The sequence below is a fragment of the Paenibacillus sp. FSL R5-0914 genome, from assembly GCF_038004525.1.
Classification (GTDB): domain Bacteria; phylum Bacillota; class Bacilli; order Paenibacillales; family Paenibacillaceae; genus Paenibacillus_AQ.
In genome coordinates this window covers 3,250,124-3,265,789 of the sequence record NZ_JBBORH010000001.1, presented here as the reverse complement: position 1 = coordinate 3,265,789, position 15,666 = coordinate 3,250,124, and the positions used below count along the sequence as shown (strand labels likewise).

General features: G+C 40.1%; 15 protein-coding genes. 1 reads left to right on the top strand and 14 read right to left on the bottom strand.

Features of this window, described 5'->3' with window-relative positions:
- Positions 1 to 108: 108 nt before the first annotated feature.
- The 7 genes from cysC to MKX60_RS14435 all read right to left on the bottom strand — a co-directional run bounded on the left by cysC (position 109) and on the right by MKX60_RS14435 (position 6,764).
- Complete coding sequence (gene cysC, locus MKX60_RS14465) at positions 109 to 648, bottom strand: adenylyl-sulfate kinase (protein WP_256721766.1); 540 nt, start codon at positions 646 to 648, stop codon at positions 109 to 111.
- 20 nt (positions 649 to 668) lie between these two features.
- Positions 669 to 1,265 (bottom strand): hypothetical protein, encoded by a 597-nt coding sequence (locus MKX60_RS14460; protein ID WP_341060153.1) that lies wholly within the window; start codon positions 1,263 to 1,265, stop codon positions 669 to 671.
- 65 nt (positions 1,266 to 1,330) lie between these two features.
- Complete coding sequence (locus tag MKX60_RS14455; RefSeq protein ID WP_341060152.1) at positions 1,331 to 2,062, bottom strand: class I SAM-dependent methyltransferase; 732 nt, start codon at positions 2,060 to 2,062, stop codon at positions 1,331 to 1,333.
- Between the two features lie 142 nt (positions 2,063 to 2,204).
- Positions 2,205 to 4,175 (bottom strand): serine hydrolase, encoded by a 1,971-nt coding sequence (locus MKX60_RS14450; RefSeq protein WP_341060151.1) that lies wholly within the window; start codon positions 4,173 to 4,175, stop codon positions 2,205 to 2,207.
- 195 nt (positions 4,176 to 4,370) lie between these two features.
- Positions 4,371 to 4,856 (bottom strand): hypothetical protein, encoded by a 486-nt coding sequence (locus MKX60_RS14445; protein ID WP_076120707.1) that lies wholly within the window; start codon positions 4,854 to 4,856, stop codon positions 4,371 to 4,373.
- A gap of 68 nt (positions 4,857 to 4,924) precedes the next feature.
- Entirely contained in the window at positions 4,925 to 6,223 is a 1,299-nt protein-coding gene (locus MKX60_RS14440) for a DUF4179 domain-containing protein (protein ID WP_341060150.1), read from the bottom strand.
- Positions 6,213 to 6,764, bottom strand: a complete 552-nt coding sequence (locus MKX60_RS14435) for a sigma-70 family RNA polymerase sigma factor (protein ID WP_076300553.1) — start codon at positions 6,762 to 6,764, stop codon at positions 6,213 to 6,215. The genes MKX60_RS14440 and MKX60_RS14435 overlap by 11 nt, the downstream gene beginning before the upstream one ends.
- Before the next feature lie 207 nt (positions 6,765 to 6,971).
- Here MKX60_RS14435 and MKX60_RS14430 point away from each other — a divergent pair, with 207 nt between their 5' ends.
- Positions 6,972 to 8,840, top strand: a complete 1,869-nt coding sequence (locus MKX60_RS14430; RefSeq protein WP_341060149.1) for an LTA synthase family protein — start codon at positions 6,972 to 6,974, stop codon at positions 8,838 to 8,840.
- Between the two features lie 68 nt (positions 8,841 to 8,908).
- On the opposite strand, the gene rbsB is transcribed toward MKX60_RS14430, so the two are convergent.
- The 7 genes from rbsB to MKX60_RS14395 all read right to left on the bottom strand — a co-directional run bounded on the left by rbsB (position 8,909) and on the right by MKX60_RS14395 (position 15,498).
- Positions 8,909 to 9,826 carry a ribose ABC transporter substrate-binding protein RbsB gene (gene rbsB / locus MKX60_RS14425; protein WP_076286607.1) on the bottom strand — a complete coding sequence of 306 codons (918 nt, stop codon included), beginning with the start codon at positions 9,824 to 9,826 and terminating at the stop codon, positions 8,909 to 8,911.
- Between the two features lie 12 nt (positions 9,827 to 9,838).
- Positions 9,839 to 10,807: an ABC transporter permease subunit gene (locus MKX60_RS14420; RefSeq protein WP_341060148.1), complete on the bottom strand. Its 969-nt coding sequence runs from the start codon at positions 10,805 to 10,807 to the stop codon at positions 9,839 to 9,841.
- A gap of 2 nt (positions 10,808 to 10,809) precedes the next feature.
- Positions 10,810 to 12,291 carry a sugar ABC transporter ATP-binding protein gene (locus tag MKX60_RS14415; protein WP_076286606.1) on the bottom strand — a complete coding sequence of 494 codons (1,482 nt, stop codon included), beginning with the start codon at positions 12,289 to 12,291 and terminating at the stop codon, positions 10,810 to 10,812.
- Between the two features lie 18 nt (positions 12,292 to 12,309).
- Entirely contained in the window at positions 12,310 to 12,708 is a 399-nt protein-coding gene (rbsD, locus tag MKX60_RS14410; protein WP_076286605.1) for a D-ribose pyranase, read from the bottom strand.
- 2 nt (positions 12,709 to 12,710) lie between these two features.
- A complete protein-coding gene (gene rbsK, locus MKX60_RS14405; protein WP_076286604.1) occupies positions 12,711 to 13,589 on the bottom strand; it encodes a ribokinase in 879 nt (292 codons plus the stop codon).
- A 27-nt stretch (positions 13,590 to 13,616) separates the two neighbouring features.
- Positions 13,617 to 14,597: a LacI family DNA-binding transcriptional regulator gene (locus MKX60_RS14400; protein WP_076286636.1), complete on the bottom strand. Its 981-nt coding sequence runs from the start codon at positions 14,595 to 14,597 to the stop codon at positions 13,617 to 13,619.
- 424 nt (positions 14,598 to 15,021) lie between these two features.
- Positions 15,022 to 15,498, bottom strand: a complete 477-nt coding sequence (locus tag MKX60_RS14395; protein ID WP_305953493.1) for a DinB family protein — start codon at positions 15,496 to 15,498, stop codon at positions 15,022 to 15,024.
- Positions 15,499 to 15,666: the final 168 nt, after the last annotated feature.

Sequence of the window (15,666 nt, the reverse complement as noted above, 5' to 3'; positions counted from 1 at the left end):
TGATATTCGCAGAACTATTTTCCAGCGGTGTTACTGACAATGGAACGTAAATAAGACGAGCAACCGTTGATGGTTTGCTCGTCTTTTCTATCAAATTTAATAAATGTTTTATTTGCTCCCCATAGCTGATGTGTGTTGAAGGATTTTCGACACACATTCATCTAAGGAAAACTTGTCTGTCTCTACGATCACATCCGGGCTAACGGGCTCCTCATATGGAGAATCAATACCCGTAAAATGCTTGATTTGTCCGGCTCTTGCTTGTTTATATAGACCTTTCGGATCTCTCTCCTCACATACTTCCAAAGGACATTGAACATAAACTTCCTTGTAGGAATCCCCTATGAGAGAACGGACCTTATCGCGTGTAGAGCGGTAGGGAGAGATCGAGGCAACGATCACATTCAGGTTCGCATCAAGCAGAATCTTACCAATCTCACCAATTCTTCTACCAACTTCCAATCGATCTTCTTCGCTAAATTGAAGATCCTGATTAATACCTCTCCTCAATGTATCACCATCCAGAATGTAGCAATTCTCAATGTGATTTTTCAGTTCCTCTGCAAGCGTAGATTTACCTGAACCCGATAGTCCAGTTAGCCAGATCATTTGATTCATAGATACGTACCTCTTCCTGCTAGATTCTATTGTTAAAATACTTTGTATAGTTATTCTAGCTTAAACACAATTTCAGTACCTGTCCCGTCCTTCTTTAAGGGTGAACTAAATTCCCTGAACTCTAATTTAATACCGGAGATATCGTCGGGGAGGGGCGGAGATACTACGTAGTTATAAGCTGCATGTCCTGATGAACTTCCGGCATTCGTCATTCTACTGTCATACGCTTCTCCTATACACAGCTCAAAATGGTTAAGTTTATTGGCAAATAATTCAGAGGTAATATCCCAATCTATACTAAGCGTGACAACACTTGCATTACTGTATTGTCGTATAGAGGTCAGTGTATAGAAGAACTCATCTGCCTCAATAGATTGTAGAACAGCAATATGTTTTCTAAAATCCGTTGGCTCGACCATCGGCTTAAAATGATCTTCACCAAATAATGTCCCAAATACCGTTTTCAAGAAATCCTCGTAGAGTTCAAACTTCGCCGCCCAATCTGAAATATACTCAAAAGATGGGAATCCTGGATTATTATCCGAGCGTTCCTTACGTTGTTTTATCAATGCACAAATCTGCTCATCGATATCAGTAATTCTTTGATCGTAATGCTCGGTTGGGCGTATGTACTGCATCCGTTTCATCTTAGTCCTCCTTATTGCAATTCTTTTCATTCATATGCTCATTAGACTAGCGTTACTTCAACAAACTATTTTATACATTTAAACACGAGAAAAAGTGGGATCCTCATCCTTCTATTATACTCTCCTTCACTATTAAAAAACTGAGGATTTGGTTTACATTCTCTAATATCCTCTATTTTAAATCCAACATGTTTCAGTGACTGAAAATACTCTTCAAAAGTTCTGTGGTACTTAACTACACTTTCTCCAATCCAAGGCTCCATTCTCTTACCCATTTCAAAATAGTTATCGACGATCCAGTCCGACTTTCTTTCGGAAGTTGTTGCACTTTTCATGGATGATGTTAGAACCGGATGCTGTACACTAAAAATAAACTGACCATTAGGGATAAGCGCACTACGGATACTATCAAAGATTGGTTCTAGGTCTTGTAAATAATGAATAGCCAATCGAGAGATTACCAAATCATATTTCTCTTTTGGGTAATTCCAACTCTCCATAGTAGCATGGTGAATCTCACGTTTAGATGTATTTAACAGTTCTTTTGCCGCTTTGACCATAGTACTTGAACCTTCCACACCTTCGTAAAAGTTACATCCCTGCTCAAGCAACTCATATCCGAACTTAGCATCCCCGCATCCTAAATCGAGCACCTTTTTCCCAAGTACATCGCCCATAAGATCATATATAACCGGCTTTTCAATAATGTTATTTGGGCTATCCGCTCTGTTTCTTCTCAATAAATAGTTATAGAAAAAATCTTCATTGTCATACACCGATGACCCTTTGTAATCCAACAGAATACCTCCTTGCTGTAAGAAAATTCTTTTGGGTAATTTTAGCATTTAAAACAACCTTATACTACCGATAATTTCATTTAGCTCTTAAACCTATCATTAAAAAAAACACCCCAAAGAGTCTCTCTGAGGTGTCCAATTCTTAGTGTTTGATTGGCAACGTATAGTATCCAAAAGCAAGATCAAGTAAAGCACTCGCTTCTTGGCGAAGCAAAGGCTTTTTAGAACGAAAATCGACAGACCCGTCATCATTCACTTTTGTATCAGGATCTACAATGCCTTGTGACACTAATGCTATGATCGAATCAGTGGCCCATGAGTCTGTGTCACCTTTAAGCGTAATTTCTGAAGCTTGCTTAGCTTGTTTTAGATTTTGAATCATAACGGCTGCTACTTGTCTTGTGATGACAGCATTACGATCAAAACCAGGGATTCCTTTTTTCGTTAATTCTTTATTCCCCTCAATTAAATGAGGAAAGCCGTACCATCCATGGGCAAGAATTAGAGCATCCATAAACTCACCTTGCGTCATCGTTCCCTGTGGTTCGAAATTGTTGCCAGATTTAGCACTTATCACATCAAGCGAATACAGGTTGTCGATGTAAGATTTATAAACGCTCTCCTCAGATACATCAGCGAATGCTGGCTTCGTGTGAACCTTACGAGCATCTGAAACAAAGTCTGGGCTATTAGGATTCGTATAATAAAAGTATTCGATCTGATCTTTATGATCTTTTTTAAAGGCCAATTTGTTACCTAATTCATCTTCGAACAATAGCGGATTAATCATTCGTAACGTATGTGTACCGCTTGTTCCAGTCTCCATAATCAGATTGCCATCTGCATAGGTGAAGTTCGATTTCAAGAAATAGAATCTGGTGTTCAAATAAGTTCCAGTATATTTAGTAGCTTCTGATGCAGGCAATGGGAGATACGTTGGCGCCTCTGGTGCTTTCTTTTCAGGAAAATAGTGATCCATCAAGGCTTCATAAATGTCTAAGCTCATCATTGTGTCATTGTTATAGGACATGTAGAAAGCGGTATTCTCCTCTGGCAATAATACGATCAGTGATTGATGACCAGGCATATTTCCGCCTTTGAGAACCACATGATAGCCATTCATCAGATCATTACGATACCCTTCAAATCCTCCAACCGTCGTCATCGGAAGCGATTCATTCGCAAATACAGAGTAGGTTTGCATCATCTTCGTGGTTTCTTTACTAATGATTTGCTTCCCATTCACACTACCTTGTTGTTGAAACAGAGTTAAATATTTAGCCATATCTTCTCCTGTGGAAAGGATGCTGCCCTGTGGCCCATCGGTAGGCGCATGCCCAAAGGTTGGATGAGGTTTACCATCTGGTCCATAATGCGTGGCCATTCTAGCTAAAAGCTCTGGGGTAAATCGAGCACTAGTAGAGTTCATTCCTAACGGTTTGAACACATGGTTCTCCATATACTTATAAAACGGGGTACCACTTACGTTCTCAATCGCATAGCCCGCAAGTAAAAAGGCAAAATTATCATAGGTATACGCTTCACCCGGCGTCCGAACGACAGTCGGCATATGCTCCGTCATAAACTTTTTCATGGGGATGTCCTGATCTACATATTCCGGTGCAACAAAGTTAGCTTTATCCGGGTAATCAAAGCCCGTTGTGTAAGATAACATATTTCTTAAGGTTAACGGAGTTTCCGTTTCATTTGGTACTTTCATTCCGCCAAGATACGCATTGATATCGTGATCAAGATTCATCTTTCCTTGTTCCACTAGCTGCAAAGCTGCTAAAGCGGTAAATGTCTTCGACACGGATGCGATCTGAAAGACGGTATTCTTATCAACAAGGGTTTTCTTTTCTTTGTCCGCATATCCGTACCCTTTATTCACGAGCACCTTTCCGTCTTTAACCACTACAAAATTGGATCCGTTCACATTGTATTCCTTCATTTTCTGCGCAAATATAGGGTCCGCGAAAGCCTCGATTTCTTTTCCATTAAAAGATCCTTTCGAACTGGTTGCGTTAGTGGAGACTGGTGCTGAACATGCTGTAAATACAGCTGTTGATAATAATAGTGCGATGACGCTAAGCTTGCGTGTCTTTTTCTTCATAATCCATTCTCCTCTATAGGGTTAGTTGTAAATAGTAAACCTGTTCTGAGTATCACAAACGGATTGTCATTCTAGCTAGAAACGTTCTGTCACCAATTAGCTTCGTTACATGTCATATGACATAACGATTTAATCAAAAAAAAGACACCAACAAGGAGTCAGTGTCTTTCATTTCGTATATTAGTCTAGAAGAGCTTATAACCATCTCGAAAAATTTTTATGAGTTACTTTGATCTGATTTCGTTCGGCCCAAGCTTTTAACTGTTTCATTATTTCATCTTCATCTTTTTGTGACAGAAAATTAAAGCATAATTTATAAGGAACAAATTTATTCACTTTAGGTCTAATCCCAACTACAGGACTAAAATATCCTTTTATATATATGTCATTAATCCGCTCTGCTTCTATTCCTAGATCTTCTATTAATATAGATTCCGGTTGAATCTGAATTTCAACAACTCTTCTGATCGTAAATATCCTGTAGACTAAAACAATTGCAACAATGAAACACAAAATAGCCTGACCATAAAGTAAACAAGAAAGCACTAAGTTGTCACTACTTGTATAGCGATAGTTTAGATTATAAATTTGAAATAATTGAATCCCCATTAGCAGACTGATATACACCAGAAGTGGTATTAACGACGGACGCCTCACTCTATAAACCTCTGTATTATCCATGTGCCCCTCCTTTTCTCACGTCCATATAGATTACCATATGTTATAAAAAATGGATATTGCACATTTCTTCACTTTACTGGAATCTCAATCACTTTATTGTATATCTTCAAATAGTGCATCCCTTCTATTAGTAGTGACTCAGGCTCTGCTTGTGTATCAAATAATAAAGTTCGTTCTTTCATTAGTTTGCCGTCCACTTGCTTTGTCTCTTTTTGATTAATCGTTGTTTTTAAAGATGTACTCTCGTTGTTCGTTTCTATAGACACACCATCCAGCATTACATCATCGTCAGAAGCGATTGTTATTTCGATGCCTTGAGAGGTTTTGGAGACATCTTTTAACCATAATTCTTTATCACCCAACATAAATGGCTTATCACTAAGGGAAGTCAGGGAATACTTTGCTTCCAGCTTTTGATATCCAGGAAACTCTTTAACGACTAGCTGCATGGAATGTAGCTCCTTAGGCAATGTGTCGAAGCGAATATCAAATGTTCTTCCACCTAATGAGGTTTGATTACCACTACCCAGGATCTCAACAGGTGTTCCATCGACAATTAATTGTATCCCATGTAATCCAAGCTTCACTCGATCAAAACTATCGACATCCAGCTTCCCTTTTACTACAGTCATCGTTGGTGTAGCTGTGATTGATTTGAAGGTAATCGTACCTTTGTCGACTTTAATCTTTTTATTGATCGATTGTTTAATCTGAGTTTCCATGGCCTCATTAGGGTTATAAGGGAACGTAACTGTTCCTTCGCTCATCTGGCCGTTCTCTACTAGCTGCTGCCAAAAGTGTAACGTTAGTTTTTTTGAAAATGGATTTACGCTGTCAAACGACATCTGACCTTTAATCTCCGTATGACCTTCATTGATTAATGATGTACCACTTACTACGTTAGAATCGGTTAAAAAACCACTTATTTTTGAGGGTCTAAAAGCGTCTACAGACATATCCTCTAGTCCATTTGGGTTAGTTAAGGTGTAATACATAATGAATTGATTGGCGTCCGCCATAATTCCGTTAATGGTAAGAGTTGTTCCGTCTAGTAACGTAGTTTTCTTGTTGATGTTTTGGCCCAACCCTTTTTCATTTAGCTGTTGTAAAGTTGTGCCATTAAGCAATTCATCAAAGCCAAAAAGCTGTTTTCCATAATAAGCAAAAGCATTGTAGTTTTGTCCAGAAATCACTGTCACCAATAAAACAACCGCAACAACCTTCCAAATCGGTGCTATTCTTTTCGTTCTTTTTGCGGGATCCGAATTCAAAGCCTTTCTTAATCTCATTTCTAATTCTTCAGGTGCGGTAATGGACGCTATGCGTGTCTTTTCATCAGCTAATTGTTGCTCGACGTTATTGTTCATCAACATCACCTCTGTACTGATTTTTGAGCGTTTGTAATCCATGGTAAATTCTTGATTTAACCGTTCCTATCGGAACCTTCGTAATGTCAGCTATCGTTTGATAATCGAGATCATGAAAATACTTTAATTGAATCGCTTCTCTCTGATGTTCATTTACTTGTAACAACAAGGTCTCCATATCCATTTGCTGCTCACTTCTGCGATAAGGATCATTACTACTCACTACTTGGCCTATTTCCCTATCGTCAACCTTACTCCAATCCTCTAACAGCACCAGCTTGCCGCGCTTATGAAGTAGTCGTTTACAGCCATTCACCAAAATCGTCTTACTCCAGCTATAAAATGCTTCCTCTTTCTTTAGTTGACCGATCTTTTCATAAAGTGTGACGATCATTTCCTCCATGGCATCCATGGCATCATGCGCATTCCCCATATAGCTGAACGCTAGCCTATAATAAACGTCTTTTTCAGACATGATTAAGTGGAGCAATGCTTCTTTATTCCCCTTTTTGGCTTTTTTCACCCAACGAGCAACATCCATGCCTTCACCTCTCTCCCCTATAAGAGTTAGGAGTAACTTAAAAAGTTCATTTCCCATAAAAATAACTTTTTTTATACTATGTATGGTTTCATTCACCTAAATGTAATATTAAGGAAAATAAGTCTCTTCTATACCCCAATCTAGTTGATTTTAAACACTTCAAGTAATAGAATGAACTAATCTAAAAGAAAAGGATGGGCATAAGAGATGCCGTTTAAAGAACCTCGTACACTCAGTAAAAGATCCCTATTATTTTTCTCTCTCATTATGCTAGTTAAAAGTTATTTTGCTTGGTATTTTCTCTTTGAAGACGGGCCTACGTGGACCACATGGCTTAAAGAAATCCCTTTTGTGCTTCTAGTCTTTTGCTTGATTGAATGGTTCGCAACGAAACGAAAAATTGCCATCTACATGCTGGTCAATGTGTTGATCACTACACTATTTTTCTCACTCATTGTATATCATAATCATTTTGGCATTATTGCTACTTCACAAGTATTAGATCAGGTCAAGCAAGTTGGAGCCGTTAAGAAAAGTATTTTCTCGGTCATGCGTCCGCAATATATGCTTATTTTTGTGGATATCATTGTCATTGGTTTGGTCATGTTGAGAAAACAGAAGGCACTTAATTGGAAAAAAGCCATGTCGCGTAAAAGTAACCGGAAAGCGGTTGCGATCTTATTCTGTGTTTCCATCGTCATTTGCGCAATGAATATTTTTCCTAACCGAGCCAGTATGAACGAAACCGTTAAAGCCGAGCAAATGGGCATTCTCAATTATGAAGCTTACTCTCTATTAGCCAATCAAGAAGAAGAACAAATCGACGTCGCTAAGATTACACAAGCAGCGATTAACGAGACCAAAGGAATTCAAGCAACCTCAAATCCGGTTCAATTTGGAGCCGCCAAAGGAAAGAACCTGGTCATTCTTCAGATGGAGTCTTTCCAGAACTTCTTAATCAATCTAAAGATTGATGGAGTAGAAATTACGCCGAATATGAATAAGCTTGCGGCTAGCAGTTATTACTTTCCGCGTTTCTACCAGCAGGTTGGACAAGGAAATACTTCTGACGCCGAATTCATTGTAAATACTTCTTTCTATGTTCCACCTGATGGTCCAGCCACTCAAATGTATGCGCCAAAAGAGCTTCCAAGCTTACCTAAGCTGCTTCAAGCGCAAGGTTATGATACGGCAACATTCCATACCAATGAAGTCGACTTTTGGAACCGTGGCGAGCTTTATACTGCCTTAGGATTTAATCGATATTACGATAAGGAATATTATGGTGAAGAGGACACGGTATTTTATGGAGCTTCTGATGAGGTGTTGTATGAGAAAACAGCTGCAGAGCTAGCAAGGATGGATCAGAAGGATCAGCCATTCTACTCCCATGTTATTTCGATGTCAGCGCATAATCCGTTCTCGATCCCTGAGGATAAATACAAAATGGCCCTTCCAGAACGATTCGAAGGAACATTAGTCGGGGATTATATTCGTGCTCAAAATTATGCTGACTATGCACTTGGACTTTTTATTGATGAGCTCAAACAAAATGGGGTATGGGATAACAGCTTGATTGCATTGTACGGAGATCACCGCGGACTTCCTATCTTCTCTCTAAAAGAGGGCGATCACGTCTTATTACAGGAAATCCTTGGTCATGAATATACGGAACGCGAATTAATTAATATTCCGTTGATCCTATCAGCGACGGGGATTACAACGCCAAGTGTAAAAGAACAGTTGGGCGGTCAAGTGGATATTTTGCCTACTGTATCTAATTTATTGGGTGTTTCTCTTGCGGATCATATTCATTTCGGACAAGATTTATTGAATCAATCAACTTATAACCTACTTCCTCAGCGCTATTATTTGCCAACAGGATCGTTCGTAAATAATGAAGAGCTCTTCCTATCTGGCAGTGGCTTCGAGGATGGTCAGCATTATACCTTATCTGGAGATGGTAACCACACGCAACAAACGACCGAGGATGAGTTCGATCGTGCTTTAGAGCTTCTCCATCTATCAGATAGTTATGTAACACAGTTACCGGATAGAGTAATTGAGGAAAAATAAGCTTATATATATCAAAAACACTGCACTCACCAAATCGGCGAATGCAGTGTTTTTCTATAGTCATTTACTTATTCTTTTACGACCAGTTTTAGAGGTGCGGCAATCAGTTTCTCAACCGTCTTGCCATCTAATACGTCTTTCGCTGCTTGAATCGCTAACTGCCCAATTAATGCAGGCTGCTGAGCAACGGTTCCTGTGAGTTTACCCGCCTCAATGGATTTAAGTGCATCTTCATTTCCATCAAAACCGATGACAGGAATATTCTTACCTGAACTCTGAATCGCTTCTATAGCACCAAGAGCCATTTCATCATTATGAGCGAAAACCGCTTGTACATCTGGATTTCCTTGGAGAAGGTTCTCCATAACGGTCAACCCTTTCGTACGGTCAAAATCAGCAGTTTGCTTCGCAATCACCTCAAGCTGCGTGTCGGCAATTTCATGGAATCCTTTCCCGCGTTCACGGGTAGCTGATGCTCCCGGTGATCCTTCTAGTTCTATAACCTTTGCACCTTTTCCAAGCTGCTCTACAATATATTCAGCTGCCATTGATCCACCTTTTACATTATCAGAGGCAACAAGGGCTTTAATGTCTCCCTTATCTGCAGAACGGTCCAAAGTAACGACTGGAATATCTAGACTGTTAGCTGTCTGAACAACCGTCGAGATCGCTGAAGAGTCTACTGGATTGATCAACAGCGCATTTACACCTTTTTGCATTAAATCTTCAACGTCATTACTTTGCTTGGCCGAATCATTCTGCGCATCGATAACGAGAACCTCCATACCAAGCTTCTTAGCTTCTGCCAAAACTCCATCTTTAACAGATACAAAGAACGGATTGTTCAAGGTAGAAATGGATAATCCAATCTTCATATTCCCTGGGCCCCCGCCGCTGTTCGGCTTTGCCCACTCTGGAGGCTCTAAGGAACAGCCCGTCATAAGAATCAAGAGTAAGGAAGTAAAAATTAATGTGAGCTTTTTCATATGGAATCCCCCTTATACGGCTTTCTTACGGTCTATGAGTACAGCAATCGCAATAACGATCCCTTTAACTACCATTTGGTAAAATGATGATACGCCGAGCAAGTTCAAGCCATTGTTCAGAATCCCGATAATAAGAGCACCAATTAATGTGCCTACGATACGTCCACGGCCACCTGTTAAGCTCGTCCCCCCTAATACTACTGCCGCGATCGCATCCAACTCATAGGATGTACCTGCTGTTGGTTGCGCTGAGTTCAATCTAGAGGTCAAGATGGCACCAGCCAATGCTGATAACATACCGGTTAAGGAATAGATCATTATTTTGATGCGGTCTACTTTGATCCCTGAAATAATGGAAGCTTTCTCATTACCCCCAATAGCATACGTTTTACGGCCAAATGGCGTTTTATGCAGTACAATCCACAACACAGCGAATACTATAATCATCGTGATAGCAGGTACAGGTATTCCTAGTAAATATCCACGACCAAACAATTGGAACGTCATGCTGTCACCAAGACCTGTGATCGGATTACCGTCCGTGTATACAAGCGTTAATCCGCGGAAAATAGTCATGGTCGCCAGTGTAGCAATAAACGGCGCCATTCTGCCTTTCGTAATCATCAGTCCGTTGACCATCCCCATCAGTCCACCCGCTAAACAACCCACAACAATAGCTAAGATTGGATCCCAGCCTGACAACATCAAGTTGGCTGTGAAGGTACTGGATAAAGCTAGAATAGACCCTACTGATAAATCGATACCACCCGTTAGAATAACAAAAGTCATCCCAAAAGCGATAAGCGCATTAATTGCGACTTGTCTAAGCAAGTTCAGTATATTAAGGGGTTCCATAAAGCTTGGGTTCAGCACGGTTACGATAATAATTAGAATGATTAACCCTAGTAATGGCCCTAATTTCTGCGTGATTTGCCCGATTTGGAAACCTTTCTTTACACTCTCATCTTTGATAGTAGTCATTGCTATTGCCCCCCTGTAGCTAACGTCATGATTTTTTCTTGCGTAGCTTCCTGTTGTGAAAGTTCTCCACTGATTTCCCCTTCATGAACAACTACGATGCGGTCACTCATCCCTAAGACTTCAGGAAGTTCTGAGGATACCATAATAATGGCGACACCACGTTCAGTTAATTCGTTCATAAGCTGATAAATTTCCCGTTTTGCCCCAACATCGACGCCGCGTGTAGGCTCATCAAGGATAAGAACACTGAGGCCAATACCAATCCATTTGGCGATAACTACTTTCTGTTGATTACCCCCAGATAAATTCCGGACCAAAGTGGATGATGATTGTGTCTTAATGTGTAGCCGTTTAATAAGCATGTCCACGAATTCTTGTTCCTTCTTAGCATTGATTACACCTTTAGGGGCAAAGTCGTATAAATTCGTCAGTACCATATTATCTCGAATAGAGAAATCTAGGATTAACCCCTCATCTTTGCGGTCTTCTGTAACAAAGCCGATTCCAGCTTGCATAGCGTCATTGGGATTCCGAATGGTAATCTTCTGTCCCTTCACCCAAATCTCACCTTGGTCTAATGATTCTAATCCGAATAAGGTTCTCATCATCTCTGTACGTCCAGATCCCATTAATCCAGAGAATCCTATGATTTCGCCAGCTCGCACAGAGAAATTAGCATTTTTAAATTGCCCTTTCTTTGAAGCATTCTTAACTTCAAGAACCACTTCTCCGGGTTTAGAAGTACGCTCAGGGAACCGGTCCGTTAATTCACGACCTACCATCTTCCGAACTACATCGTCAAAATTAGTTTCAGGAATGGGCTTCGTGTCTACGGTTTTCCCGTCTCGCATAACGGTGATTCGATCACATATCGTAAAAATCTCTTCCATCCGATGCGAAATATAGACGATAGAGACGCCTTCTTTCTTTAACGAGGCAATGACTTCAAATAGTTTCTGTATTTCTCTCTCGGTTAATGCAGCGGTAGGTTCGTCCATAACAATAACTTTCGCATGAGTCATAAGCGCTTTAGCGATCTCAATCATCTGTTTTTCACCTACTGAACATTCCCCCGCCTCTTGGTTCAAAGGAATGGTCACAGAGAGCTTAGCAAACTGTTCATTTGCTAACGCTTTCATCTCTTTCCTATTTAACAGGCCGAATTTGGATGTTCGTTCCTTGCCAATGAACAGATTATCCAGAACCGTCATATCTGGCCATACATTTAGCTCCTGATGGATAAATGCGATTCCATATTGTTCTGCCTCTTTGGGATTCGTAAAGTATTTCTCCTGATCATCTATACGAATGGTGCCTTGGTCACGTTGGTGCAGACCGATCAGAATATTCATCAGCGTAGACTTACCTGCGCCATTCTCACCCATCAGGGCATGAACTTCACCATCCTTAAGTTCAAAATCCACACCGGTCAATACACGGTTAGCGCCAAAAGACTTATGAATATCTTTCATCGTAATGTGCATACACTTAGAACCCCCTTTTTATCCAAAATAGACCCCAGCTTGTAGAATACAGTTTGCATACGGCTTAGCTTCACCCGTGCGAATAATAACCTTAGCCTGCATCGTCAGCTGCTTAAATTGCTCATGTGAATATGCTTCTATCGGTATTTCCTTAAATTTATTATTCAAGTATTGAGAGGTGACTTTATTATCAGTCTCTAATTCCTCTGCAACGATCACCTTTTCGATGACCATATCCTCCGAAATGATATCAACGATATCTTGGAAGCTAGGAACCCCTAGTTTAACCGCCAAATCAATCTTCGGAACACCTGGTGGAACTGGAAGCCCCACATCTGCGATGACAATTGTATCAGTGTGGCCTAAGTCAGTAAGCACTTTGGAAATATGACTGTTTAATATCCCTTGTTTCTTCATAACTAAAGATTCGCCTCCACTTCTGCTCTTGTCGGCATGCCACCTTGTGCACCAAATTTAGTAACGGATAAGGAAGCCGCTCGATTGGCAAACTTTACACTATCCAGAATGGAGCTGCCTTCAGCTAAAGCAACTGCAAATGCCGCATTAAAAGTATCTCCAGCACCTGTCGTATCTATAGCGTTAACTTTGTAAGTAGGAACCAGAACTTCTTGTTCTCCATCGTAAAATCGTACGCCATTGCTTCCCTCTGTGATAAACAGCTTGTTTGGATATTTCCGTAAGGCATCTGTAGTACTCATCCCAGGGAATAAAATCGTACATTCATGTTCATTAGGTGTCAGATAGGCGGCATTTTCTATAATCGCGTCACTAATGGGACGCGCAGGTGCCGGATTAAGCAGCATAGGGATATTAAATTTATGACAAAGTTCGCTTACAAAAGACACCGTTTCTTCGGGTATTTCTTGTTGGATTAGCACCATATCAGATCCTTTAATAGCATCAAGTGCTCGCTCAACCAAAGCAGGAGTAACTGAATCATTAGCTCCTTTTACAACGATAATACTATTATCACCTTCTGCTAAAATGATGTGAGCAGTACCGCTTTTGGTATGTGTAACCGGTTCCACATTGGTGGTAAGAACCCGATTTCTCTTAAGATTCTCCATGATCTCCGTACCATAGAAATCTTCACCTACACAACCAACCATCATAACTTCTGCCCCTAAACGCGAAGCAGCTACGGCCTGATTCGCTCCCTTGCCTCCTGGAACGGTAGCGAAGCTCTCTCCAAGAACAGTTTCTCCTGCGTGAGGTCGCTTAGATGAGGTTACCACCAAATCCATTGAACAACTTCCAATTACACAAATCTTAGCCATGTCCATCAACCTTTCTTATGTTGTCATCTATTCTTTACTTCTTGTTGTTTCCCGCTCCACAAAGCTGACGGGTAATTGAATGATTTTATCTTCTACTTTATCTTGCTCAATTAACTTAATAAGTAAACCAGCCGCTTCACGGCCCATGTCATGTGCAGGCTGACGGATAGTGGATAACGAAGGAGACAACAGGCTGCTAAGTGGGATATCATCGAATCCAATGATTTGGAGATCCTGTGGCACTCTTTTACCTAAGCGATGTGCTTCATGAATAACTGCTGTCGCCACGATATCATTACTTGCAATTACGCCGTCTGTGTCTATATATTTATCAAATAACTCTACAGCCCATTGTTCCGCTTCCGTGTGGGAGAAAGATGAAGTCTGGATCACTTGATAAGTGATTCCCATTTCATCAAGTACTTCAATCGCACCTTGAAATCGATCCTGCGCCGGTTTAATATGCGCCGGTCCTTGCATGACTGTAATCTTGGTGCTTCCCCGTGCAATGATTTCTTGAGCAGCAAGGCGTCCGCCTTTTCTGCCATCTGCATATACGGAGGGACTGTCATTAGAAGTACGGTCAAGAAATACAACCGGAATTTTTAAATTAGAATAAATATCTTTCTCAGGAAAATTAGTGGATGAGATCATGCCAATGACATTATTTTGGATAAAGGTTTGAATATAATCGAATTCCTTTTCCTCGTTCTCATCACTATTACCAAAGATTATCCGATAACCATGCTCCTGCATCTGATCTTCTATCCCACGTGCTAATTGCGGGAAGAATGGGTTCGTAATGTCAGGTAATAGAAGTCCGATTAATTTGGATTTCCGTTTATACAAAGACCTTGCAACCTCATTAGGGGTATAATTCATTTCTTTGATTGCTGCCTCAACCTTTTTTCGAGTATCGATATTCACATAACCAGAATCATTTAACACCCTAGAAACGGTTGCCACCGATACTCCAGCTATTTTAGCAACATCTTTAATCGTCATCATCATTCATTTCATCCCCCAATGTGTAACCGGTTACATGTATTACATTAACTAGATTATCATAAAACCGTTTTCATTACAAATTTTTTTTCATTCCAATATATAACAAAGGATATCGATTGAACTCGCTATCCTTTGTGAGGCTAATAAACCAGTTCACAATCATGGTGTTCCCAGACATCAAATAAATTACCATCCAGATCTTCAAATACAAAAAACTTCCCATACTCACCTTCATCGCTAATGTTTCCGACTTTCACATCTTCAGAACTCAAATTGTTATGAAGTGATACGACAAATGTTTCACAAACCAAGCTGCAGATTTCTCCAAGTCTTTAACTGGGATCACATTATATGCAATACCTAAAATTCTTCCAACCTCCATCGAATACCTCCTTGACCTTAGACTTTTGTCTACTAAAGATCTCTAAAGTCTTTTATCAGCAAATCGATTTAATAGTTTGATTGTATTAAAATGCATCCCTTCATGGTAAAGCGTGAAATTTATGAATTCTCCGATTGTATTTAAGGTTAATCCACTACCCGTTGTAAGAGGGGTTACTTGCTCACTTAAGCGATTGTGCATAGCTTCCTGAATACGTTTGGGTTGCTCCGAAAGCATCTCAATTAACACTTCAAGTGTTGGTGGTTTCTCGCTCCACTCTGCAGGTTTAGTACCTTTTGCAAATAATCGTTCAAAGCTTTCCGGCAATTGCATAAGCTCCCTAGCGGAATGAAAAGCGAACTTCTCTTGCACCAAATAAATATGTCCCAAGTTCCATCTAACGTTGTTATTAAAGCCCTGTGGAATGATATCTAGTAGTTCCTCGGAAAGTTCTTCAACTGCACGAACAGTAACACTACGTACAAATTCAATTTGTTTGAACACGATTGGCTCCATCATGGCCCCTCCTATTTTTTATCCATAGTTTACCATGCACGACAACCGAATCCTAGCAGTTAGTACGAATTGTAAAATATTCCTTTACAAAAGAAAATGAATGGTTTATTTTAACATTAAGTCATCATTAAATATTAGTCGTATCATCCCAACATTTAAATTCTATAACGA

Bases quoted from the DNA above. Each gene is read 5' to 3' on its own strand.
- MKX60_RS14460 (WP_341060153.1), bottom strand. From the start codon at position 1,265: ATGAAACGGATGCAGTACATACGCCCAACCGAGCATTACGATCAAAGA.
- MKX60_RS14450 (WP_341060151.1), bottom strand. From the start codon at position 4,175: ATGAAGAAAAAGACACGCAAGCTTAGCGTCATCGCACTATTATTATCA.
- MKX60_RS14445 (WP_076120707.1), bottom strand. From the start codon at position 4,856: ATGGATAATACAGAGGTTTATAGAGTGAGGCGTCCGTCGTTAATACCA.
- MKX60_RS14440 (WP_341060150.1), bottom strand. From the start codon at position 6,223: ATGAACAATAACGTCGAGCAACAATTAGCTGATGAAAAGACACGCATA.
- MKX60_RS14435 (WP_076300553.1), bottom strand. From the start codon at position 6,764: ATGGATGTTGCTCGTTGGGTGAAAAAAGCCAAAAAGGGGAATAAAGAA.
- MKX60_RS14430 (WP_341060149.1), top strand. From the start codon at position 6,972: ATGCCGTTTAAAGAACCTCGTACACTCAGTAAAAGATCCCTATTATTT.
- rbsB (WP_076286607.1), bottom strand. From the start codon at position 9,826: ATGAAAAAGCTCACATTAATTTTTACTTCCTTACTCTTGATTCTTATG.
- MKX60_RS14420 (WP_341060148.1), bottom strand. From the start codon at position 10,807: ATGACTACTATCAAAGATGAGAGTGTAAAGAAAGGTTTCCAAATCGGG.
- MKX60_RS14415 (WP_076286606.1), bottom strand. From the start codon at position 12,291: ATGCACATTACGATGAAAGATATTCATAAGTCTTTTGGCGCTAACCGT.
- rbsD (WP_076286605.1), bottom strand. From the start codon at position 12,708: ATGAAGAAACAAGGGATATTAAACAGTCATATTTCCAAAGTGCTTACT.
- rbsK (WP_076286604.1), bottom strand. From the start codon at position 13,589: ATGGCTAAGATTTGTGTAATTGGAAGTTGTTCAATGGATTTGGTGGTA.
- MKX60_RS14400 (WP_076286636.1), bottom strand. From the start codon at position 14,597: ATGATGACGATTAAAGATGTTGCTAAAATAGCTGGAGTATCGGTGGCA.
- MKX60_RS14395 (WP_305953493.1), bottom strand. From the start codon at position 15,498: ATGATGGAGCCAATCGTGTTCAAACAAATTGAATTTGTACGTAGTGTT.